The following is a 22,395-nucleotide window of genomic DNA, read 5'->3' as shown; positions in this document are numbered from 1 at the left end:
GACGGGCGAGGACGACATCCCGCACCTTCGGACCGCACTCCGGACCGCCCCAGACGACATCCCGCACCTTCGGACCGCACTCCGGACCGCCCCGGACGACATCCCGCACCTCTGGCCGCCACCCGATCGGCCCGCCCCGCCTCCCTCCCTCAGTGGACGGGCGAGTCACCTGTGGTCATCGGGGTAGTTCGTGGTGAAATGGCCGAAGGAGGCGACGTGGCCATCATTTCGCGTGGTTTCACCGGCAAACGCAGGAGCGACAGCGATCGGCTGCCGCCGGGCCAGTACCTGGTTCACGATTTCCCGGTGCTGTCGGCGGGCCCGACGCCGCGGATCCCGCTCGACCGGTGGGAGTTCGCCATCGACACCGAAGACGGGCAGACCCACCGCTGGACCTGGGACGAGTTCATGGCGCTCCCCCAGGAGACGCCCACCGTGGACATCCACTGCGTCACCCGGTGGTCGAAGCTGGACACCGAGTGGCAAGGCGTGTCGCTGGACGTGCTCTTCGAGAACGTCGAGTCGGCCGCCGACCACGCCCTGGTCTACTCGTACGGCGGCTACACCACGAACCTGCCGGTCGACGACCTGCTCGACGGCAAGGCGTGGATCGTGCACCGCTACGGCGGCGAGGAGCTGGCGCCCCAGCACGGCGGTCCCGCCCGGCTGCTCGTCCCGCACCTGTACTTCTGGAAGTCCGCCAAGTGGGTACGCGGCATCCGCCTGCTCAACGAGGACTGGCCGGGTTTCTGGGAGACCGCGGGCTACCACAACTACGGCGACCCCTGGCGCGAGCAGCGCTACGAGGGCGACTGATGCGCCGTAGGCACGCCTGGCGGCCGGCCGAGCTGGTCGCCGTCAAGCAGGAGACCCCCACGGCGCGCACGCTGCGCCTGCGGGTGTCCGGCTGGCCAGGGCACCTGGCCGGCCAGCACGTGGACGTGCGGCTCACGGCCGAGGACGGCTACACCGCCCAGCGCAGCTACTCGCTGGCCGCACCGGCCGACGGCGACGTCATCGAGCTGACGGTGGAGAGCGTGCCCGACGGCGAGGTGTCGCCCTACCTGGCCGAGGTGATGGAGGTCGGCGACCGGATCGAGGTGCGCGGCCCGGTGGGCGGCTGGTTCGTCTGGCGTCCCGGCAGCAACCCGCCGGTGCTGCTGGTCGGCGGCGGGGCCGGCATCGTGCCGCTGATGGCGATGATCAGGGCGCGCCGGCAGGCGGGCAGCCGCGTGCCGTTCCGCCTGGTGTACTCGCTGCGGGCCCCGGACCGCCGCTACTACGCCGACGAGCTGCGCACCCCCGACCCCGGGCTCGACGTCACCTACCTCTACACCCGCTCGGCGCCCGACGGCTCGTCCCGGCCGCCGCGCCGCATCATGCTGGACGACCTGGCCGAGGGCGGCTGGCCGGCCGCGTTCGAGCCCGACTGCTTCGTGTGCGGGCCGACCGGGTTCGTGGAGACGGCGGCCGACCTGCTGCTCGCGCTCGGCCACGCCCCCGAACGCATCAGAACCGAACGATTCGGTCCCACCGGAGGCTGACATGACGGCGGAACACCTCGACGGCAACGCGCTGGCCGGCCCGCTGGGCGAGATCTTCGCGGTGGACGTGGTCTCCGCCACCGGCCGCTGCACGAGCTGCGGCCTGGAAGGGCCGATCGCCTCGCTGCGCGTCTACGGCCCCGACCCCGGCCTGGTCGGCCGCTGCCCGGGCTGCGACGAAGTGGTGCTCAGGCTGGTACGCGGCCCCGGCACGGCCTGGCTCGACCTGCGAGGCACCGTTTCCCTGCGCATGAGCGTGCCCGACTGAGTACACTCTGGCTTCGTTCACCGGCCGAGATCTGTACGGCGAGGCTCTTGGCCACGGGCGCCACCCTCGGCCCCGGTCGTAGGGGGATGTCACGTGAGCAGGGGTCTTGCCGACGCGCCGCCGTCCGGTCACCGCCTCCAGCCGCGCCGCCACTGGCTGCGCTGGGTCATCACCGTTTCCGTGGTGGTCGTGCTCCTCGTCGTCGGCGTCGCCGTGGGCGTCTTCGCCCGGTTGACCGGCAACGTCAAGCAGACCGACATCACCGCCGAGGACCTCGGCGCCACCCGCCCGCCCAAGGTCGCCACGACCGCGATGAACCTCCTGGTCGTCGGCTCGGACCAGCGCGACGGCAAGAACGCGAAGTACGGCCGCGTCGCGGGCGAGCGCACCGACACGATCCTGCTGGTCCACGTGTCGTCGCGGCGCGACAACGCGATGGTGATCAGTTTCCCGCGCGACTCGCTCGTGCAGCTCCCGGACTGCCGGGCCACCGGCTCCTTCCCCGGTCAGCGGGCCCACATCGGCATGATCAACGAGTCGTTCAACTCCGGTGGCATCGGCTGCACGTGGAAGACGATCGAGTCGCTCACCCGCATCCACATCGACCACTTCGTGAAGGTCGACTTCACCGGCTTCAAGGGCATCGTCGACGCGGTCGGCGGCGTGGAGGTGTGCCTGCCCGAGCCGATCGACGACAAGAAGGCGCTGCTGCGCCTGCCCGCGGGCCGCCAGACGCTGGACGGCGAGAAGGCGCTCGGCTACGTGCGCGCCCGCTACAGCCTCGGCGACGGCTCCGACATCGGGCGCATCCAGCGGCAGCAGATGTTCATCGCGTCGATGGTGAAGAAGGTGCTGAACGGCGACACGCTCAGCAACCCCGCCAAGCTGCTCTCCGTCCTCGACGCCGGCACCAAGGCGGTCACCACCGACCGCGGCCTGACCATCGGCGTCATGAAGGATCTCGCCACCAGCCTCCAGGGCATCGACGCCGGCAAGATCCGCTTCATCACCACGCCGTGGCACTACTCGCTGACCAACCCTGGCCGGGTGGAGTGGGTGCAGCCCCAGGCGCGCAGGTTGTTCCAGATCGTCGCGAAGGACGAGAGCGTCGAGGGCGTCAAGGGCGGCCAGGAGAAGGTGGCCCGCTCGAAGATCCAGGTGGAGCTGCGCAACGGCACCTGGCGTACGGGCCTTGCCACCCAGGTGGCCGCCGCACTCGAACAGCGCGGGTATCACATCGCCAAGATCGGCGACACCGCCCGCAAGCCGCAGCGGGCGACCACCGTGCTCTACGGGCCCAACGGCGCGACGCGGGTGCCGACGCTCACGAAAGACCTGCTGAAGAGCCGGCCGCGAGAGCTGGAGGCAGCGCGTACCAGCAGGCTGGTGCTGGTCATCGGTGACGACTGGCAGGGACTCAAGCCCCTGCGGGCGAACGACGCGGAAGCGCTCAAGGGCTTCGACGCCACGCACGACACGTGCGCCACCTGACCGGTGGACGGGGCCGTCTTGGGGCCCGCCGGAGCATGGGGCTCCGGCGTGCCGCGAGGCCGGCCCCGGTCAGCGCCCGCGCTCGGGCTCCTGCTCCGACGTGGTCGGCTGGTACATCTCCTCGCGTCGCGTGTCGGCGCCCAGCTCCTCGCGAAGCCGGTCGTAGTCGATGTTGTGGTGCGCGTACTTCAGCTGGCGAGCGACCTTCGTCTGCTTCGCCTTGGCTCTTCCTCGGCCCATGGCGCCTCCCTAGTCCCCGCTGTCATGCTATCCAACAACATAGCGACTTGAAGAATTATGCAACTGCGCTGGATTACTCTGACAATATGCACGTGGAGGTCTACCAGGCCAAGGCCGACTTCTTCCGGACGCTCGGCCACCCCGCTCGCATCCGAGTGTTGGAGCTACTCCAGAACGGGCCGCTACCCGTCAGGGATCTGCTGGCCCAGATCGACATCGAGGCCTCAAGCCTGTCGCAGCAGCTCGCGGTCCTGCGCAGAGCCGGCATCGTCAGCGCGATCCGCGAGGGCAGCACGGTGGTCTACACGCTGGCCACGCCGGAGCTCGCCGATCTGCTGAACGCCGCGCGGCGCATCCTCACCGACATGCTGGCCGATCAGGGCGAGCTGCTCGCGGAGCTGCGCGCCGAGGTCACCTAGAACGCATCACTCGGCGTACGCCCGCCGCACGTGGTTGGGGTACCACGCGGTGAAGGCGGCGGGCACCACGAACGACAGCACCTTGATGGCGACGACCAGCGCCGTCGCGTGAAGGGAGGCGTGCAGCACCAGGGTCAGGGCGATGGCGGCGGCGGTGAAGGCCAGCGCCCAGACCGCGGTGAGCACCGCGTTGAGCCGGTAGAAGCGCGGGTGGTCCCACACCTCCCTGGGCGCCCTCGTACGCGCGATGCCCAGGGTGAACGGCTTGCGGATGGCCAGCGAGCCCCAGGCGGTGCCGGCCAGCCAGACATTGACCAGCGCGGGCCCGTACGGCGTGAGCGGGGAGTGCGGGTCCGCGAGCGAGAGCGCGGTGAGGCAGGCGAAGAAGATCGCCGCGCTGCTCTCGATCACCATCTCATCCCATGCCTTGCCCGACCGGCGGTCGATGAGCACGAGGACGACGGCGATGACGAGGCCGGTGATGGCGCCCCAGCGCCATTCGTCGCTGGTGGCGACGAACGCGTAGACGATCCAGGGCAGGAATCCGATCAGTCCGCGCATGGGTGATGACCCCCGTTTGACGTTCCACTTGTGACAGGTCGAAGCTAGACCTTCCAAGTTCGATATGTCAACATAGGAATATGAGTCTTCGACATGCCGTGCTGGGACTGCTCTCCGAAGAGGGTTCCGCCAGTGGATACGACCTGATGAAGCTGTTCGACGTCTCGCTCGCCAACGTCTGGCCCGCGACACAGAGCCAGCTCTACTCCGAACTCGGCAAGCTCGCCGAAGCGGGACTGATCGACGTCTCGGCGGAAGGGCCGCGCGGCCGCAAGGAGTACACGATCACCGAGAAGGGCCGGGCCGAGCTGCGCCGCTGGCTCACCGAGGTCGAGCCCACGCGGGTGGTGCGCAGCGACATGCTGCTGCGCGTCTTCTTCCTCGGGCGCCTGTCACCCGAGGAGGCCAAGGCGTACCTCAGCACCCAGGCGCAGCTCGCGCGCAAGCAGCTCGAGCACCTCGAGAGCATCCGCGGCGTCGTGGAGGGCGGCTCCGGCAACCTGTCGACGTACGGCCGCCTCGTCCTCGAATACGGCCACCGCCTCGCCCGCAGCCAGCAGGAGTGGGCCGAATGGGCGGAGAAGCAGATCGGTTAGGCTCTCGGCCATGGTCTCCGAGCTGTTCGATCCCAAGGCGTGGCAGCCGGTCGAGGGATTCGACTTCACCGACATCACCTACCACCGGGCCGTCGATCAGGGCACCGTGCGCGTCGCGTTCAACCGTCCCGAAGTCCGCAACGCCTTCAGGCCGCAGACCGTCGACGAGCTCTACCGCGCGCTCGACCACGCCCGGCAGACCACCGACGTCGGCTGCGTCCTGCTCACCGGAAACGGCCCCTCGCCCAAGGACGGCGGCTGGGCCTTCTGCTCCGGCGGCGACCAGCGCATCAGGGGCAAGGACGGCTACCAGTACGCCGACGGCACCCCCTCCACCGGCCGCCTCCACATCCTGGAGGTGCAGCGGCTCATCAGGTTCATGCCGAAGATCGTCATCTGCGTCGTGCCCGGATGGGCCGCCGGTGGCGGGCACAGCCTCCACGTCGTCGCCGACCTCACCATCGCCAGCGCAGAACACGCCCGCTTCAAGCAGACCGACGCCGACGTGGCGAGCTTCGACGGCGGGTTCGGCTCCGCCTACCTGGCGCGGCAGGTCGGGCAGAAGTTCGCCCGCGAGATCTTCTTCCTCGGCGAGACCTACACCGCGGCCGACGCCCACCGCATGGGCATGGTCAACGCCGTCGTACCGCACGCCGAGCTGGAGACCACCGCGCTGGAGTGGGCCCGCAAGATCAACGGCAAGTCGCCGACCGCGCAGCGCATGCTCAAGTTCGCCTTCAACGCCGTCGACGACGGGCTCGTGGGGCAGCAGGTGTTCGCGGGCGAGGCGACGCGGCTGGCGTACATGACGGAGGAGGCCGTCGAAGGCCGCGACGCGTTCCTGGAGAAGCGCGAGCCCGACTGGTCCCGCTTCCCCTGGCACTACTGACCCGCGCCGGCCGGGGCTGTGCGTCCAGCGCACCCTCCTCCCGAAAGCCCCGGCCCCGCGCCACACGACCTGAGACAGCGGCCACCCGCCCCGGCACCCAGAGGAGCGGCGCCCTCCCGCGCACCTCAGCGAACGCCAGGGGCGGCGGCCGCACGCCCCTCCCCGCTCCGGAAGGCGCAGGCTCGGGGCGACGGGCCGGCGCGAGCGCAGGCCACCGGGGCGACGGGCCGACGCGAGCGCAGGCCACCGGGGCGACGGGCCGACGCGGGCGCAGGCCACCGGGGCCGACGGGTTCGTGCTTCTTGGCAGACTGAGGCCATGAGGATCACGGTGCCCCCGGCCCTGACCGCCTCTCACCTGCGCTACGCAAAGGACGCGGGGCCGGCCTGGGTCGCCGCGCTGCCCGCGCTCGCCGAACGCTTCCTGGACGAGTGGGAGCTGCGGCCCGACGGAGAGCCGAGCCACGGCATCGTGGCGCTCGTGCTGCCCGTGGTGCGGGCCGACGGCACGCGCGCGGCGCTCAAGCTCCAGCCCGTCACCGAGGAGACCGCGCACGAGGCGCCGGCGCTGCGCACGTGGGCGGGCGACGGCTCCGTACGCCTGCTCGACGCCGACCCCGCCACCGGCACCCTGCTGCTCGAACGCCTGGAGGCGGGCCGGTCGCTTGAGACCGTCCCCGACGTCATGGCCGCACTCGAAGTCCTGACCGCCCTCCTCCGCCGCCTCTCAGCCCACCCCGCCCCACAGCCCGCACCGGACCGCCTCACGCCCGGCGTCGGCGCCCCCACACCCGACCACACCACGTCCGACCACACCACGTCCGACGACACCGCGCCCGACCACACCACACCCCACGACACCGCGCCCGACCACACCACGTCCGGCCGGCTCACGCCTGGCCAGGCCGCGCCCGGCGGTCCCGCCACCGGCGACACCGCGCCCGCGGACTCGGCTCCCCCTTCCACGGGGGTGGAAACGGCCTCCGCCGGTGGCGCGGGCGTGGCGAATCCCGGGTTCGGCGGGTTGCGGCGGCTGGAGGACATCGCGCGGCGGATGCTGGCGGAGGTGGACGGGGCCGTGGCGGAGCTGCCGCGCGAGCGCGACCGCCACTGGCTGCGCCGGTGCGCGGCCGCGGTCGCCGAGCTGACGCGCGAGCCGGCGGGCGGCCACCGCGACCGGCTCCTGCACTGGGACCTGCACTACGCGAACGTGCTGGCGGCCGAGCGGGAGCCGTGGCTCGCCATCGACCCGAAGCCGCTGGCCGGCGACCCCGGGTTCGAGCTGCTGCCCGCCCTGTGGAACCGCTGGGACGAGGCCGTGGCCACCGGCGACGCGCGCCGGGCGGTGCTGCGGCGCTTCGACCTCATGACCGACGGGCTCGGCATCGACCGTCGCAGGGCGGCCGGCTGGACGCTCGGCCGGGTGCTGCAGAACTGCCTCTGGCTGGTCCGCGAAGGCGCGCGCGAACTGGACGACGTCCAGCTCACGATCGCCGAAGCCGTGCACACCCGTTGGTGAGCGGCGAGCGACCAGAAGCAGGCACCCGGCCGAAAACGCCCCGCCGGCCGCCGGTCCAAGACGCGCCCCGCCTCAGGCGGTGCGCGGGGCGACCGTGGAGGGGTGTCAGATCGTCAGGACGACCTTGCCGGCGCCGTGGCGGCCCTCGACCTCGCGGTGCGCCCCCGCGGCCTCCTCCAGCCGGTACGTCCGCCGCACGGGCCAGGCGAACTCGCCCTCCGCGTACAGGCGCGCGTAGCGGCCGAGCCGTTCGGCGGAGCGTTCGCCGCGCACGAGCCGCACGCCGAGCGCATCGGCCTTGCCGTGTTCGACGAGCGTGACGATGCGCTGCCGGTCGGCGACCAGCTCGAGGGAGACGTCCAGGGCGTGCCCGCCGGCCCCGTCGAGCGCGGCGTGCACCCCGCCGGGCGCGAGGGCGCGCACCTGGTCGATCACGCCGGCGAACGCGTTGCCGGGGATGCGCGGATACGGCATCTCCCCCATCCACGCGGGCAGCCACCCCTGCCGGACGGCCGTGTCGAACGGCTGCACTCCGGCGGCCCGCACGCGCACTCTGACCTCGCCCGGCCCGGCCTGCGGAGCGGGCGGCTCCATGACCGTCAGCACTTCCGGGCCGCCCGATTCGGCGACGGCGGCCGCTCGCATGACCTCGCTCATGCCGACCAGGCTGCAACCTCAACCGCACTCGAGGTCAACTCGATACCGAGTCGGGAACTTTTCGCTTTACTCGTACTTTATCCAGATATAGTCCGACTGGACACACGGGGGACGGGGCGACACACGAGGCTGCATGACCGACTTCATCCACATCTCACTGTCCTTTCCGACCGTCATTTTCACGTTCCTTCTCGTGGTGGTCATCGCCTATTGGCTGGCCGTCATCACCGGTCTCTTCGAGCTTGAAGACGACGCCGCATGGCTGGGATTCGGGGGCGTTCCCGCCGGCGTGGCGCTGTCGATCTTCGTCGCGCTCGCCTGGCTGCTGTGCTTGATCGGCGCCACGGTGACGAGCGGCGGCCTGCTCGTGACCGTTCCCTTCGCCGCTTTGGTCGTGGCCTGGCTCGCGGTCCGTACGCTGCTGAAACCCTTGCGAGCGCTCTTCCCGCAAGGGGAGACCCGCTCACGCAGCGAGTTCGTGGGCCAGATGTGCGTGATCCGCACCGGCACCGCCACTCCGGACTTCGGCCAGGCCGAGGTCACCGCCGCCGACGGCTCATCCGCGGTCGTGCAGGTGCGCACGACCGGCGCCGACCGCCTGTCCCGCGGCGAGCACGCACTGATCTTCGACTACGACAAAGACGGCGAATTCTTCTTGGTCATGCCGTACGAAAGTGAGCATTGATGGACGTCATCTCCACCGGTTTCGGCGTTTTCCTCGCCGTCATCCTCGTCATCGCGATCGGCCTGCTGTTCGTGATCGGCCGCCTTTTCCGCAAGGTGGAGCAGGGCAAGGCGCTCATCGTGTCGAAGATCAACAAGGTCGATGTGACGTTCACCGGCGCGGTGGTGCTTCCGGTCATCCATAAAGCCGAAGTCATGGACATCTCGGTGAAGACCATCGAGATCGAACGCACCGGCCGCGAGGGCCTGATCTGCCGCGACAACATCAGAGCCGATATCAAGATCACTTTCTTCGTACGCGTGAACAAGACCGCAGAAGACGTGATCAAGGTGGCGCAGGCCATCGGCACCGCCCGCGCCAGCGACGAGGCCACGCTGCAGGAGCTGTTCAACGCGAAGTTCTCCGAGGCGCTGAAGACCGCCGGCAAGCAGCTCGACTTCGTCGACCTCTACACCAAGCGCGACGAGTTCCGCGACGAGATCGTCCGGCTGATCGGCACCGACCTCAACGGCTACAGCCTCGAGGACGCCGCCATCGACTACCTGGAGCAGACCGCGCTGCACCAGCTCGACAAGAACAACATCCTCGACGCGCAGGGCATCCGCAAGATCACCGAGCTGACGGCGATCGAGCACGTGCGGACCAACGAGTACCAGCGCAACGAGGAGAAGGAGATCACCCGCCAGAACGTGGACGCCCGCGAGGCGATCCTCGAGCTGGAGCGCCGCCAGGCCGACGCCGAGATGAAGCAGCGCAGGGAGATCGAGACCGTCAAGGCCCGCGAGGAGGCGGAGATCGCCCGCGTCCAGGCCGAGGAGCGGCTGCGCGCCCAGACCGCGCACCTGAAGACCGACGAGCAGCTCGGCGTCGCGAACGAGAACCGCGCCCGCGAGATCGCCGTCGCCGAGAAGAACCGCGAGCGGGTCATCGCCATCGAGGCCGAGCGCATCGAGAAGGACCGCTTGCTGGAGGTCATCGCGCGCGAGCGAGAGACCGAGCTGTCGCGCATCGCCAAGGACAAGGAGATTGAGACCGAGAAGCGCTCGATCGCCGAGGTCATCCGCGAGCGCATCGCGGTGGACAAGACCGTGGCCGAGCAGGAAGAGGCCATCAAGCGGCTGCGCGCGGTCGAGGAGGCCGAGCGCAACCGCCAGCAGATCATCATCGCCGCCGAGGCCGAGGCCCAGGAGAACCTGGTCAAGGACATCAAGGCCGCCGAGGCCGCCGAGGCCGCGTCCAAGTTCAAGGCCCGCGAGGAGCTGGTGCTCGCCGAGGCCCGGCAGCAGGCCGCCGACCTCGACGCCCGCGCCAAGATCCGGCTGGCCGAGGGCCTGCAGGCCGAGGCCGCCGCGGCGGGCCTGGCGGAGGTACAGGTCAAGGAGCGCGAGGCCGAGGCCATCGAGAAGGTGGGCCGCGCCGAGGCGCTGGCGCTGAAGGAGCGGCTGGCCGCCGAGGCCGAGGGCGCCAAGGCGATGGCGCTGGTCGAGGGCGAGCGGCTCAAGGCCCAGGCCGAGGGCGAGCAGGCGATGGCGCAGGCCACCGCCGCCGCCGTGGGCGAGAAGCTGAAGGCCGAGGCCGAGGGCCTGACCGAGAAGGCCGCCGCGATGGCCGCGCTGGACGAGGCGAGCCGCGCCCACGAGGAGTACCGCCTGCGGCTGGAGGCCGACAAGGAGATCCGGCTCAAGCACATCGACGTCACCCGGCAGGTCGCCGAGTCGCAGGCGAGCGTGCTCGCGGCCGGGCTGTCCAAGGCGAACATCGACATCGTCGGCGGCGACACGATGTTCTTCGACAAGGTGGTCGGCTCGATCACCGCGGGCAAGGCCGTGGACGGGTTCGTGAACCACTCCAAGCTGGCCGACGCCATCACCGCGCCGTACGTCAACGGCGAGGCGAGCTTCGCGCAGGACCTGGCGAACGTGATCGGCGGCGTGCGCACGGAAGACCTCAAGAACGTCACCGTCTCGGCCCTGCTCATGCGGCTCATCCGAAACGGCGGCCCGCAGTCGTCGGCCCTCAATGAGCTGCTGGAGACCGCACGCAGGCTGGGCGTGGCGGACGCGCCGGTCTCGGAGGCGGCCGCCGAGCCGGTGTCCGTGCCGGCCGGCGCCAAGTGAGCACCGTCGAAACGAGCTTGGAGGCGGGCACCTACGAGGTGCTGCGGAACCGCCTCCAGGCTCAGGCCAAAACCCTCGCGGAGGCGGCGGCCAGGCTCAACGACGAGCGGCTGAAGGTGTTCGGCGGCGCCGAGCTGCGCCTGCTCGGCACCGAGCGCATCCGCACGGAGCACAACTGCGTCCCCAGGGACATCGTCTCCCTGGGCGACGTGATGCTCTTCGGCTACAACGTCTTCATCGGGTTGAAGCCGGAGACGACGGTGTCCGACGTGTTCGCCGTGCACCGCTTCTCCAGGGACGGCGACGCCTTCCGCTTCGACGCCGACCGGCTTGCGGCGCTGGAGGACCCGGCGTTCACGAGGGATTTCGCCGAGCTGTACCGGTACTACAAGGAGACCCGGCTGCAGCAGCTCAGGCGGGTCGAGGGCAAGCTGCTCGCGGTGTTCACGACCGGGCCGGGCGACACGCGGGTGCTGCGCTGGGCTGTCGACGAGCACGGCGTCCCGAGATATCTCGACAACCGGGGCGAGCGGGACCACGTGTTCCCGCCGTCCCACGACTTCGAGTGGACCGCGACCACCCGAGACGACCACGTGCTCGGCCGCCACCCGCACATCTCGATCGAGGGCGAGGTGTTCGTCGAGACCGTCGGCGGCGACCTCACCATCAAGATCGAGAACAACACGGAGACCGGGGCGGGCATCTACGCCGAGCCCGTGGCCGAGCCGCTGCAGAGCCTCGGTGACGCCGACGTCGAGTACGCCCGCGTCGGGCCGCTCATCCTCCTGCGGATCCGGCCGTACAAGGAGCCCGACTGGCGCTACCTGGTCTTCAACACCCGCACCAAGACGGTCGAGCGGCTCGACGGCATCGGGCAGGCGTGCCAGCGGCTGCCCGAGGACCAGGGGCTGATCTTCCCCGGGGGCTACTACCTGGCCACCGGGGTCAGCAAGACGTTCGACACCGACGTCACGGACCTGGAGTTCGAGCGCGTGGTCCGCTCGCCCAACGGCGAGGACGTCCTGTACGTCTTCCACGCCAGGGGCGACGGGCGCTCGCTGCTGCTGCCGTACAACGTGATCAGGAAGGAGGTGGCCACCCCCATCGTCTGCCACGGGTACTCGCTGTTCGACGACGGCACGATGGTGGTCTTCCGCGCCACCTCCGACGAGCCGACGCGGGTGCACCCGATGCAGGTGTGGCAGACGCCGTACGTGTCCGACACGTACGCCGCCGCCCAGCCCGTCGGCACCGGCCCGCTGGAGCGCATCGGCAACGCCGAGCTGGTGCGCGGCATCTCCGACTGCCTGTCCATCGCGCGGATGGTCGAGGAGATGGCGCCGTCGGCCGGCACGTTCGAGGGGCTGATCGCGGCCTGCACGCGGGCGTTCGACTCCTACCACTGGCTGGGCGAGCACGGCTTGCTCGGGCCGCTCACCGACGTCCGCGCCACCGCCGAGCAGGTGCTCGACGAGTACGAGAACGTCGAGCAGCTCACCCGTGAGGCCGCGCGCACGCTGGCGGAGGCCGAGGAGGAGACCGGCCGGCTCGTCCGCCGCGCGCAGGCCGACGACCCGGCCACCGCCGACGCCTGGGTGACGCTGCTGGCCACGCTGCGCCGCGCCCAGGGCCACCTGGTGACGCTGCGCGAGACCCGCTACATCGATCTGGCCGCGCTCGACCGGCTGTCGGAGGCCGTCTCCGAGGCGGTGGACGACACCGGGCGGCGGGCCGTCGCGTTCCTGTCGGGCGAGGACGCCTTCACCGAGTACCACGCCGCCGTGGAGCGCCTGGCCGCCGAGGCCGCCGCCATCGAGACCGCCGCCGATGCCGCGCCCGTCGCCGACCGGCTCACCGAGCAGGCCGAGGGGCTCGAGGTCGTCACCGAGGTCGTCGGGTCGCTGGACATCGCCGACGCGACCGTGCGCACCTCGATTCTGAGCCGCATCGCCGAGGTGCTCGGCGGCGTGAACCGGGCGCGGGCCGTGCTCGACGGCCGCCGCCGCGAGCTGCTGGGCGCGGAGGGCAGGGCCGCGTTCGCCGCCGAGTTCGCGCTGCTCGGGCAGGCCGTCACCGGCGCGCTCGCGATGGCCGACACGCCCGCCAAGTGCGACGAGCAGCTCGGCCGGCTGCTGCTGCAGATCGAGAACCTGGAGACGCGCTTCGGCGAGTTCGACGACTTCGCCGCGCAGCTCGCCGCCAAGCGCGAGGACGTCTACGAGGCGTTCTCCGCGCGCAAGCAGACCCAGCTCGACGAGCTGGCCAGGCGCGCCGACCGGGTCTTCGCCTCCGCCGAGCGGGTGCTGTCGGGCGTCAGCAGGCGGGTCGGCACGCTCGGGTCGCTGGACGAGGTCAACACGTACTTCGCCACCGACCCGATGGTGGCCAAGGTCCGCTCGGCCGCCGCCGAGCTGCGCGAGCTGGGCGACGCCGTACGGGCCGAGGAGCTGGAGGGCCGGGTCAAGGCCGCGCAGCAGGAGGCGGGCCGGGCCCTGCGCGACCGGCTCGACCTGTACGACGACGGCGGCGAGACGCTGCGGCTCGGCCACCACCGCTTCGCGGTCAACACCCAGCCGATCGACCTGACGCTGGTGCCGCACGACGGCACGATGCACTTCGCGATCACCGGCACCGACTACCGGGCGCCGGTGCCGGACTCGTTCGCCGACACCCGGCCGTTCTGGGAGCAGACGCTGGTGTCGGAGACGCCGGAGGTGTACCGGGCCGAATACCTCGCGGTGTCCCTGCTCGACGAGGTCGCGCCGGGCGCGCCGCTCGCCGACGTCGTCAGGCGCGCCGCCGAGTCCCGCTACGACGAGGGGTACGAGCGCGGCGTCCACGACCACGACGCCACGCTCATCCTCGACACGCTGGTCCGGCTCCGCGAGGGCGCGGGGCTGCTGCGCTATCCGGCGGACGTACGGGCGGCGGCGCAGCTCTTCTGGGCCTTCGGCACCGACGAGGTTTCACGTAAAACATTCGCCACGCGGGCGGCGTCGCTGGTGCGCGCCAGGGAGCTGTTCGGTCCCTCGCAGGCGGTCGCCGAGCTGGCCGAGGAGCTCGGGGCGGCGATCGCCCGCTTCATCGAGCAGACCGCACCCTCCTGGCCGGCCGGGCTCGCGCCGCTCGCGGGCGAGTACCTGGTGGAGGAGCTGGGCGGCACGCCGGCGGGCTTCGTCACCGGGAAGGCGGCGCGCGACCTGCTCGCCGGTTTCCGCGACGCGCTCGGCCCGGCCAAAAGCCGCGAGTTCGACGACGACCTCAAGGCGCTCCCGCTGCCCGAACGCCTCCAGCTCGCCGAGGCCTGGCTCGCCTCCTACCGCCAAGGCCCTGAGCTGCCCGAGGCGGTCGCCGTGCTGCTGTGCGACCTGCCCCGCCACGACTCCAGCGCCCACACGGCCGAGACCGTGCACGGCCTGCTCGGCACCCACCCGCGCATCAAGGACCGCTCGCTCGACCTGCGGCTGGACGAGATCCTGCCGCGCGTGCGGCGCTTCGCCGCCGAGCGGGTGCCGGCCTTCCGCGCCTACCAGCGGCGCAGGAGCGAGCTGGTCGAGGCCGAGCGCCGCCGGCTGCGCCTCGACGAGTACAAGCCGAAGGTGATGAGCTCGTTCGTCCGCAACCGGCTGCTGGACGAGGTCTACCTGCCGCTCATCGGCGACAATCTCGCCAAGCAGCTCGGGGCCGCCGGTTCCGGCAAGCGCACGGACCAGAACGGCCTGCTGCTGCTCATCTCGCCGCCGGGCTACGGCAAGACCACGCTGATGGAGTACGTGGCAAGCCGCCTCGGCCTGGTCTTCGTCAAGGTCAACGGGCCCGCCCTGGGCCACGCGGTGACCTCGCTCGACCCGGCCGAGGCGCCGGACGCCACCGCCAGGCAGGAGGTCGAGAAGATCTCGTTCGCGCTGGAAACGGGCAACAACACCCTGCTCTACCTGGACGACATCCAGCACACCTCGCCCGAGCTGCTACAGAAGTTCATCTCGCTGTGCGACGCCCAGCGCCGCATCGAGGGCGTCTGGAACGGGCGCACGAAGACCTACGACCTGCGCGGCAAGCGGTTCGCGGTGGTCATGGCCGGCAACCCGTACACCGAGTCGGGCAAGCGCTTCCAGATCCCCGACATGCTCGCCAACCGGGCCGACGTGTGGAACCTGGGCGACGTGCTGGCCGGGCGGGAGGAGCTGTTCGCGCTCAGCTACATCGACAACGCGCTGACCTCCAACCCGGTGCTCGCGCCGCTCTCCGGCCGTGACCGCTCCGACGTCGAGCTGCTGGTACGCCTGGCCAAGGGCGACACGACCGTCCAGCCCGACCAGCTCAAGCACCCGTACACCAAGCCCGAGCTGGAGCGGATCCTCGACGTGCTGGGCAAGCTGATCAGGGTCCAGGAGGTGGTGCTGGCCAACAACCGGGCCTACATCGCCTCGGCGGGCCAGGCGGACTCGGCGCGTACGGAGCCGCCGTACCGGCTGCAGGGCTCGTACCGGAACATGAACAAGATGGCCGAGCGCATCGTGCCCGCGATGAACGACGCCGAGCTGGAGGCGCTGATCGACGATCACTACCTGGGCGAGGCGCAGACGCTGACCGCCGACGCCGAGGCGAACCTGCTCAAGCTGGCCGAGCTGCGCGGCCGGCTCACCCCCGAGCAGGCGGAGCGGTGGGCGGCGGTCAAGGCCGCGTACCTGCGGGACAAGGCGCTGGGCGGGGCCGAGGACGACCCGATGGTGCGCGCGGTGGGCGCGCTCGGCCTGCTCGCCGACCGGGTGGGCGAGGTCGGCTCGGCCATCGAGCGCTCGCACCGCTGAGAGCGTTCGGGGGCGGCGTGGCAGGACCGCCGCCCCCGAACCAGGGGAGGCGCCGCGGGGCATCCCCTCGGCGGGAAGCGGCCGGAACCGGAGGGAAAGCCTGTGCCCCCCCTTGGCCCGGCCGGTCAGAGGCGGATGGCGGCGGCGCGGGTGACCGCCTCCTGGCTCGCGGGCACGAGCGGGAGGCGGACGTCCGGGGTCGGGATGAGCCCGCGGGCGTGCAGCACGCCCTTGATGACGGTCGGGTTCGGTTCGGCGAACAGCGCCGCCGACAGCCGGGCGAGCCGCCCGCCCAGCTCCCTGGCCCGCGCGACGTCCCCGGAGTGCCAGGCGGTCACCAGGTCGGCGAAGCTCCTGGTCTCCAGGTGCGCGGAGGCCAGGATGCCGCCCGCCGCGCCGAGCGCGAGCAGCGGCGAGATGACCGCGTCGTCGCCGCCCAGCACGGCGAAGCCCTCGGGCACGTCGGCGAGCAGCGCGACCGCCTCCTGATCGATGCCGCCCGCCGCGTACTTCACGCCGGCGATGTTCGGGTGCCCGGCGAGGTGCCGCAGCGTGGCCGCGCTCACGGCCTGCCCGGTCCGGTACGGGATGTGGTAGATCACCAGCGGCACCGGCGACTCCTCGGCCAGTGCCTCGAAGTGCGCGATGACGCCGCGTTCGCCGGGCCGCAGGAAGTACGGCACGGTCACCAGCGCCGCGCTCACCCCGGAGGGCAGCGCGCGCAGGGCGGCCGCCGTCGAGCGGGTGTCGTTGCCGGTGACGCCCACCGTGAGCGGGACCTGCCGCTCGGCGCAGACCCGCGCGCACGCCTCGATCACCCGCGCCCGCTCGTCCTGGCCGAGCGCCGCGACCTCCCCGGTGGTGCCGAGCGCGACCAGCCCGGACGCGCCCTCGTCGAGCACCTGGCGGCCGAGCTTCTCGACGGCGTCCACGGCCACCGCGCCGGCGGCGTCGAAGGGAGTGATCAGCGGTACGTGGATTCCTGTCAGCATGCTTCGAGCGTGCCGCCCCGGCATACGTTAGGTCCAGCACGGATTTCTTCGTTCGAGCTTAAGCTGAGCTTATGCTCGATCCTCGCAAGCTGCACCTTCTCCGCGAGCTGGCCAGGCGCGGCACGATCGCCGCCGTCGCCGAGGCCGTCACGTTCACGCCGTCCGCGGTCTCCCAGCAGCTCAGCGCGCTCGAACGGGAGGCGGGGGTGCCGCTGCTGGAGCGCACCGGGCGCACGGTGGCGCTGACGCCCGCAGGCCACCTGCTGGTCGAGCATGCGCAGGCCGTCCTGGAGCAGCTCGAACGCGCCTCCGCCGCGCTCGCCGCGGCCCGCGGCGGGCCGCTCGGTCCGCTGCGCATCGGCGCGTTCCCCACGGCGGCCCGCGTGCTGCTGCCGCCCGCGCTCGCCGACCTGACCGGCTCGCACCCGGGCCTTGAACCGATGGTGTCGGAGATCGACCCCGCCGACGTCTCGGCCGCGCTGCGGGCCGGCGAGCTGGACGTCGCGCTCGTGCACGAGTACGACTTCGTCCCGCCCGTCACCGACGCGTCCATCGAGACGGAGCCGCTGTTCAGCGAGCCGATGTACCTCACCGACCGGCCCTCGATCGCCGCCGCCCGCGACGACGCCTGGATCACCGGCAAGCCCGGCACGCTCTGCCACCTGATGGCGATCAGGGCCTGCCAGGCGGCCGGGTTCGACCCGCTCGTCCGGCACCACATCGACGACTTCGACACCGTGCTCGCCTTCGCCGCCGCCGGTCAGGGGGTCGCGCTCGTGCCGCACCTCGCGGCCACCGCACCGCCCGCGGGCGTCCGGCTCACCCGCCTGCCGCTCAGCCGCCGCACCCTCGCCGCCTTCAGGCGCGGGAACGGCGAGCACCCGGCCATCAGGGCCGCCGTCACCGCCTTCCGCACCGCCACCGCCCACCTGCCGCTCTGACCGGCTGCACGGAAGACCGGGAGCGCCCGGCCATGCCCATGGTCATCCCTTCGCGTCACCCCTTCGCGGGCCGGACGTGGCCGCGCGCAGCTCGGCCAGCGCCCGCTCCCACGGGTCGCCGTCGTGGCCGTGGACGAAGCGCACACCGTCCGCCTCCAGGTCGCGGACGCTGCGCCGGTACGCGGTGCGCGACGACAGCGCCTCGTTGACGAACGGCAGCACCACCACAGGACGGCCCAGCCCCGGCGCCTCGGCGAGCACGCCGAGCGCGTACGTGTCCGCGATGCCCTGCGCGAACTTGTTGATCGTGTTGTACGTGGCGGGCGCCACCACGAAGGCGTCGGCCCTGGGCGGCTTGGGCTCGTGCGGCTTGCGGTAGCGGCTGCGCACGGGGCGGCCGGTCTGGCGTTCCAGGGCCGGGACGTCGATGAAGTCGAGCGCCGACGGCGTGGCCACGACCTGCACCTGCCAGCCGTCGTCCTGCGCCATGCCGACGAACCTGCCGACCTCGCAGGCCGCGCCCGCGGCGCAGACGACGAGGTAGAGCTCCCCCTTCACGCGCTGCCCTCCCACACCTGGCGAAACCGCTGTCCAGCATCCCCCATTTCGCCGGAGAACACGACGCGCGACGGCGCCGCCTCTAACGCCGCCCGCACCACCGCGCCGCCCGCACCACCGCGCCGGCCGCCGAACCCGCCGCCGGCGCACCGGCCCGCCCCGGACGCGCCGCCCTCGCCGCCGGACGCGCCGCCGGACGCGCCGCCCCGCCCCCCGGGCCCGCCGTCACACGAGTGCCCCCGCCGTCAGGCGGTCTTCGTGCTCTCCGCGGCCGAGAGCGGCGCGGCGATGTCCTCCAGCCCCTTGCGTTCCGCCTTCACGCCGAGGAACAGCTCCACGAGCCCGCCCGCGATCATCACGATCGCGCCGATCGCGAACGCCAGCGCCGTGTCCCCCGGCACCCCGCTCTCCACCAGCGAGGAGAACACCAGCGGACCGGCGATGCCGCCCGCCGCCGTACCGATGGCGAAGAAGAACGCGATGGCCATCGCCCTGGTCTCCATGGGGAAGATCTCGCTGACCGTCAGGTACGCCGAGCTCGCCCCCGCCGAGGCCACGAACAGCACCAGCGACCAGCACGCGGTCAGCGTCACCGCCGTGAGCGCGCCCTCGTTGAACAGCCACGCCGTGCCCAGCAGCAGCACGCCCGACCCGATGTACGTGGCCGAGATCATCGGGATCCGGCCGATCGTGTCGAAGAGGTGGCCGAGCAGCAGCGGGCCGAAGAAGTTGCCGAGCGCGATGACCGCGAAGTAGTAGCCCGTGTAGGTGTCGATCTTGAAGAACGTGGACAGGATCTGCGCGTACCCGAAGGTGATGGCGTTGTAGAGGAACGCCTGCCCGATGAAGAGCGACAGTCCCAGCACCGTGCGCTTGGGGTAGAGCGCGACCATGGTGTGCGCGATCCTGACGAACCCGATCGACTTGCGCTGGTGGATGGTGATCGCCTTGTCGGGCTCCGGCAGGTCGTCGGCGCCGATCTGGCGCTCGACGTCGTCCACGAGCTGCTCGGCCTCGCGTGCCCGGCCGTGGATGAACAGCCAGCGCGGGCTCTCCGGCACGTTGCGGCGTACGAAGAGGATGGCAAGGCCCAGCACCACGCCCAGACCGAACGCGATGCGCCACCCGATGTAGACCGGCAGGTCGTTGAGCAGCGGCACGGTCAGCAAGGCGCCGCCCGCCGCGCCGAGCCAGTAGCTGCCGTTGATGACGATGTCGATGCGGCCTCGGTGCCGGCTCGGGATCAGCTCGTCGATGGCGGAGTTGATGGCCGCGTACTCGCCGCCGATGCCGAAACCCGTGATGAACCGGAACAGGAAGAACCACCACGCGCTGAACGAGAACGCGGTCAGCAGTGTCGCCACCAGGTAGACGACCAGCGTGATGATGAACAGCTTCTTGCGGCCGAACCTGTCGGTCAGCCAGCCGAAGAACAACGCTCCCGAGCACGCGCCCGCGACGTAGAGCGCGGCCGCCGTGCCCGCCACCTGCGCCTGCGTGATGTCGAGGCCGCTGCCTGGCTTGGCCAGCTGCGCCGAGAGGTTACCGACGATCGTGACCTCGAGCCCGTCCAGGATCCACACGGTGCCGAGGCCGATGACGATCATCCAGTGCCAGCGGGACCACGGCAGCCGGTCAAGCCGGCCGGGCACCTTCGTGGTGATGGTGCCGGTTTCAACATCGCTCATAAGGTCACGTCGCTACCCGGTGAGCGGAATTTCTATCCGGTCGGCTTCCTGGCCTCGACGATCGTGGTGGCGAACCAGGGGCCGCCGTACCAGTAGCGCCATCCGGCGTCGCGCCGCCGCACGTCGATCACGCCGAGATCGCGCAGCGTCTGCTCGTAGTCGGGGGTGTGCTGGAAGTCGGCGAGCAGCATGAGCCCGCCGGGCCGCAGCACCCGGTACGCCTCGCGCACGGCCTGCGCGCGACCCTCGGCCGACGGGATGTTGTGCAGGGCCAGGCCGGAGAGCACGACGTCGAAGCCGTCGTCGCGGAAGGGCAGGTCGCGCAGGTCGCCGGTGACCAGGTCCACCCGGTCGGCGACGCCTTCCGCCTCGGCGTTGGCCCTGGCCGCGGCCTCGGTGTTGCCCGTCTGGTCCTTCGTACGCCACAGGTCCACGCCGGTCGCCCGGCCGCCGTCGGTCAGCCGCCCGGCGGCCGCCATCAGCACCGCGCCCCGGCCGCAGCCGAGGTCGAGCACGCGTTCGTCGCCGCGCAGCCGCCGCAGTTCCTCGTCCCAGACCGCGAACTTGCCGCGCCGTGTCGTGTAGAGGTAGCTGAGCGCGCTGGCCAGCGTGTAGAGGCCGCCGAAGGTGAAGGCGACGCCCGCGGCGGTGACGTCGAGGACGAAGGAGATGGCCGCGAGGGCCAGCAGCAGGGTCGCGCCGAGGAAGAGGCCCACCAGCGGCCAGGGCGCGTCGAAACCGTAACGACCGTGTCGCTTGCGCACACTCACGTTATATCTCAAGTTTCGCTTGACTGGTATTTGAAGCAACTCTTCCCTTTCGCGTCGAGGGCCCGGAGGGGAGCATTACTACCGTTGCTTGGATGGGCCGTCTATGGGGGTTTGACCAGGCATGACGGGAGCAAATCGACGCTTTGGACTCGGCACGAGCCTCGCGCTCACCGTGGCCTCGACCCTGCTGTGGGGAGTCGCCCACCTCGCCGTCGAGCGCCGCAGAACAGGGCTGGCGCTGATGGCCGCGTACGTGCTGATGCTGGCCGGCGTGCTGACCGTGTTCACCGCGTTCAGCACGAACCTGCTCTCGCTGGCCGTGCAGCCCTACTGGCTGTCCTGGCTCACCGCAGGACTCGTGGCGATCGCCCTGGTGTGGACCGGCGTGATCGTCTGGTCGTGGCTGCTCGTCCGGCCCGAGCGCTCCGACACCGTCGGCCGCTTCCTCAGCACCACGCTGACGGTCGCGCTCTGCGCGCTCATCCTCGCCCCCACCGTGTACGCCACCCGCCTCGCCTACCTGTCGCGCGACGTCGTCAACACGCTGTTCACGCCCAGCAGCACCGGCGCGCCCGTGCTCGCCCAGGACCCGTGGAACGGCGCGGAGCGGGTCAACTTCCTGCTGCTCGGCGGTGACGCCGCGCCGGGGCGTCCGGGGGTGCGCACCGACAGCATCACCGTGGCCAGCGTGGACGTGGAGACCGGCGCCACCGTGCTGTTCGGCCTGCCGCGCAACCTGCAGCGGGTACCGCTGCCCGCCGGCCCGGCCAGGGACCTCTTCCCGTACGGCTTCACCGGCAGCGGCCCCGACACGCCGGGGCTGCTCAACGAGATCTACCAGTACGCCGAGGATCACCCCGAGATGGTGCCCGGCGTGGCGGCGGGCAAGCGCGGATCCACCCTTTTGAAGGCCACCATCAGCGACATCCTCGGCATCCCGGTGAGCTACTACGCCATGGTGGACATGAAGGGCTTCGCCGAGATCATCGACGCCATGGGCGGTGTGGAGGTCACGATCAAGACCCCCATCGTGTACGGCAAGTACCGCGAGGGCCTGCTGCCCGCCGGCACCCGCAAGCTCTCCGGCCAGGAGGCGCTCTGGTTCGGCCGCTCGCGCACCGACAGCGACGACTACGTCCGCATGGGACGCCAGAAGTGCCTGCTCAACGCCGTCGCCAAGCAGGCCGACCCGGTGACCGTGCTCAACAGCTTCGAACGCCTCGCCGCCGCCACCAAGCGCGCCATCTCCACCGACCTGCCCCAGGACCTGCTGCCCGCCGTCATCGACCTGGCCGGCAAGGTCAAGAACGCCAAGATCCGCAGCCTGAGCTTCGTGCCGCCGCTGATCAACACCGCGTACCCGGACTGGTACCTCATCCGCCGCAAGGTCAAGGAAGCCCTCGACCCACCCGCCTCCACCAGGACCGCCTCCGCCCACGCCCCGACGGCGACCCCCGCCCAGGACACCCCCCTCACCCTGGACACCGCCTGCCAGTAGCCCTCCCCCACCCACCAGCGCACCGCCGGACGCCGTGAGCACCGCCAGGCACGGCGAACGCCGCGAGGGCACGGGTGAACGCCGCCGGACACGGTGAGGCACCCTGCGGGAGCCCGCCGCCCACCCCGCGCCTCTCGGGCCCCGCGACCGCC

At 71.3% G+C, this 22,395-nt stretch carries 19 protein-coding genes and 2 pseudogenes; 14 read left to right on the top strand and 7 right to left on the bottom strand.

The annotated features are described in order from the left end of the window. The first annotated feature begins 216 nt into the window (after window positions 1–216). The 4 genes from ACGFIM_RS18765 (at window position 217) to ACGFIM_RS18750 (ending at window position 3,303) form a co-directional block, all read left to right on the top strand. The gene (locus ACGFIM_RS18765) at window positions 217–816 is read left to right on the top strand and encodes a sulfite oxidase-like oxidoreductase (protein WP_393201816.1); all 600 of its coding nucleotides are present in this window, start codon (window positions 217–219) and stop codon (window positions 814–816) included. Then, a complete protein-coding gene (locus ACGFIM_RS18760; RefSeq protein WP_393201814.1) occupies window positions 816–1,544 on the top strand; it encodes a ferredoxin reductase in 729 nt (242 codons plus the stop codon). Before ACGFIM_RS18765 ends, ACGFIM_RS18760 begins: the two co-directional genes overlap by 1 nt. A gap of 1 nt (window position 1,545) precedes the next feature. Then, window positions 1,546–1,812 (top strand): DUF6510 family protein, encoded by a 267-nt coding sequence (locus ACGFIM_RS18755; RefSeq protein ID WP_393201812.1) that lies wholly within the window; start codon window positions 1,546–1,548, stop codon window positions 1,810–1,812. 93 nt (window positions 1,813–1,905) lie between these two features. Beyond that, window positions 1,906–3,303, top strand: coding sequence for an LCP family protein (locus ACGFIM_RS18750; protein ID WP_393201810.1), 1,398 nt, complete (start codon window positions 1,906–1,908; stop codon window positions 3,301–3,303). 69 nt (window positions 3,304–3,372) lie between these two features. Here ACGFIM_RS18750 and ACGFIM_RS18745 read toward each other — a convergent pair whose 3' ends face one another. After that, the gene (locus ACGFIM_RS18745; protein WP_393201808.1) at window positions 3,373–3,543 is read right to left on the bottom strand and encodes a DUF3073 domain-containing protein; all 171 of its coding nucleotides are present in this window, start codon (window positions 3,541–3,543) and stop codon (window positions 3,373–3,375) included. Window positions 3,544–3,629: 86 nt separating this feature from the next. Here ACGFIM_RS18745 and ACGFIM_RS18740 point away from each other — a divergent pair, with 86 nt between their 5' ends. After that, window positions 3,630–3,962, top strand: a complete 333-nt coding sequence (locus ACGFIM_RS18740; protein ID WP_364064360.1) for a metalloregulator ArsR/SmtB family transcription factor — start codon at window positions 3,630–3,632, stop codon at window positions 3,960–3,962. 6 nt (window positions 3,963–3,968) lie between these two features. On the opposite strand, the gene ACGFIM_RS18735 is transcribed toward ACGFIM_RS18740, so the two are convergent. Beyond that, the gene (locus ACGFIM_RS18735) at window positions 3,969–4,523 is read right to left on the bottom strand and encodes a hypothetical protein (protein WP_393201806.1); all 555 of its coding nucleotides are present in this window, start codon (window positions 4,521–4,523) and stop codon (window positions 3,969–3,971) included. Between the two features lie 80 nt (window positions 4,524–4,603). On the opposite strand from ACGFIM_RS18735, the gene ACGFIM_RS18730 reads away from it, so the two are divergent. The 4 genes and pseudogenes from ACGFIM_RS18730 to ACGFIM_RS18715 form a co-directional block, all read left to right on the top strand. Further along, window positions 4,604–5,119 carry a PadR family transcriptional regulator gene (locus tag ACGFIM_RS18730; RefSeq protein WP_393201804.1) on the top strand — a complete coding sequence of 172 codons (516 nt, stop codon included), beginning with the start codon at window positions 4,604–4,606 and terminating at the stop codon, window positions 5,117–5,119. A gap of 10 nt (window positions 5,120–5,129) precedes the next feature. After that, the gene (locus ACGFIM_RS18725) at window positions 5,130–6,008 is read left to right on the top strand and encodes a 1,4-dihydroxy-2-naphthoyl-CoA synthase (RefSeq protein WP_393201802.1); all 879 of its coding nucleotides are present in this window, start codon (window positions 5,130–5,132) and stop codon (window positions 6,006–6,008) included. Between the two features lie 318 nt (window positions 6,009–6,326). Further along, a pseudogene (locus ACGFIM_RS18720) lies at window positions 6,327–6,767 on the top strand (aminoglycoside phosphotransferase family protein); the annotation flags it as partial. A gap of 240 nt (window positions 6,768–7,007) precedes the next feature. Continuing rightward, window positions 7,008–7,526, top strand: a pseudogene (locus ACGFIM_RS18715) (aminoglycoside phosphotransferase family protein); the annotation flags it as partial. Between the two features lie 105 nt (window positions 7,527–7,631). On the opposite strand, the gene ACGFIM_RS18710 reads toward ACGFIM_RS18715, so the two are convergent. Beyond that, the gene (locus tag ACGFIM_RS18710; RefSeq protein ID WP_393201800.1) at window positions 7,632–8,183 is read right to left on the bottom strand and encodes a zinc-binding dehydrogenase; all 552 of its coding nucleotides are present in this window, start codon (window positions 8,181–8,183) and stop codon (window positions 7,632–7,634) included. 133 nt (window positions 8,184–8,316) lie between these two features. On the opposite strand from ACGFIM_RS18710, the gene ACGFIM_RS18705 reads away from it, so the two are divergent. From ACGFIM_RS18705 to ACGFIM_RS18695, 3 genes are read left to right on the top strand one after another with little or no spacing between them, the layout of a single operon-like run. Beyond that, window positions 8,317–8,868, top strand: a complete 552-nt coding sequence (locus ACGFIM_RS18705) for a hypothetical protein (protein ID WP_393201798.1) — start codon at window positions 8,317–8,319, stop codon at window positions 8,866–8,868. Next, the gene (locus ACGFIM_RS18700) at window positions 8,868–10,985 is read left to right on the top strand and encodes an SPFH domain-containing protein (RefSeq protein ID WP_393201796.1); all 2,118 of its coding nucleotides are present in this window, start codon (window positions 8,868–8,870) and stop codon (window positions 10,983–10,985) included. Before ACGFIM_RS18705 ends, ACGFIM_RS18700 begins: the two co-directional genes overlap by 1 nt. Then, on the top strand, window positions 10,982–15,796 hold the full coding sequence (locus tag ACGFIM_RS18695) for a DNA repair ATPase (protein WP_393201794.1): 4,815 nt from the start codon (window positions 10,982–10,984) through the stop codon (window positions 15,794–15,796). The genes ACGFIM_RS18700 and ACGFIM_RS18695 overlap by 4 nt, the downstream gene beginning before the upstream one ends. 125 nt (window positions 15,797–15,921) lie before the next feature. Here the strand turns inward: ACGFIM_RS18695 and dapA are convergent, their stop codons facing one another. Continuing rightward, window positions 15,922–16,788 carry a 4-hydroxy-tetrahydrodipicolinate synthase gene (gene dapA / locus ACGFIM_RS18690; protein WP_393201792.1) on the bottom strand — a complete coding sequence of 289 codons (867 nt, stop codon included), beginning with the start codon at window positions 16,786–16,788 and terminating at the stop codon, window positions 15,922–15,924. Window positions 16,789–16,859: 71 nt separating this feature from the next. Here dapA and ACGFIM_RS18685 point away from each other — a divergent pair, with 71 nt between their 5' ends. Continuing rightward, window positions 16,860–17,729 (top strand): LysR family transcriptional regulator, encoded by an 870-nt coding sequence (locus ACGFIM_RS18685; protein ID WP_393201790.1) that lies wholly within the window; start codon window positions 16,860–16,862, stop codon window positions 17,727–17,729. A gap of 42 nt (window positions 17,730–17,771) precedes the next feature. Here the strand turns inward: ACGFIM_RS18685 and ACGFIM_RS18680 are convergent, their stop codons facing one another. The 3 genes from ACGFIM_RS18680 to ACGFIM_RS18670 form a co-directional block, all read right to left on the bottom strand. Further along, window positions 17,772–18,287 (bottom strand): flavoprotein, encoded by a 516-nt coding sequence (locus ACGFIM_RS18680; protein WP_393201788.1) that lies wholly within the window; start codon window positions 18,285–18,287, stop codon window positions 17,772–17,774. A gap of 245 nt (window positions 18,288–18,532) precedes the next feature. Further along, window positions 18,533–19,975, bottom strand: a complete 1,443-nt coding sequence (locus ACGFIM_RS18675) for an MFS transporter (protein ID WP_393201786.1) — start codon at window positions 19,973–19,975, stop codon at window positions 18,533–18,535. Window positions 19,976–20,007: 32 nt separating this feature from the next. Next, a complete protein-coding gene (locus ACGFIM_RS18670) occupies window positions 20,008–20,739 on the bottom strand; it encodes a class I SAM-dependent methyltransferase (RefSeq protein ID WP_393201784.1) in 732 nt (243 codons plus the stop codon). A gap of 178 nt (window positions 20,740–20,917) precedes the next feature. Between ACGFIM_RS18670 and ACGFIM_RS18665 the strand changes: the two genes are divergently transcribed. Further along, on the top strand, window positions 20,918–22,243 hold the full coding sequence (locus tag ACGFIM_RS18665; protein WP_393201782.1) for an LCP family protein: 1,326 nt from the start codon (window positions 20,918–20,920) through the stop codon (window positions 22,241–22,243). Window positions 22,244–22,395: the final 152 nt, after the last annotated feature.

This window comes from Nonomuraea sp. NPDC049309 (assembly GCF_043196965.1).
GTDB lineage: Bacteria > Actinomycetota > Actinomycetes > Streptosporangiales > Streptosporangiaceae > Nonomuraea > Nonomuraea fastidiosa.
Note: the sequence above shows the minus strand (reverse complement) of the source record. Positions and strands in the feature narration are given on the sequence as shown.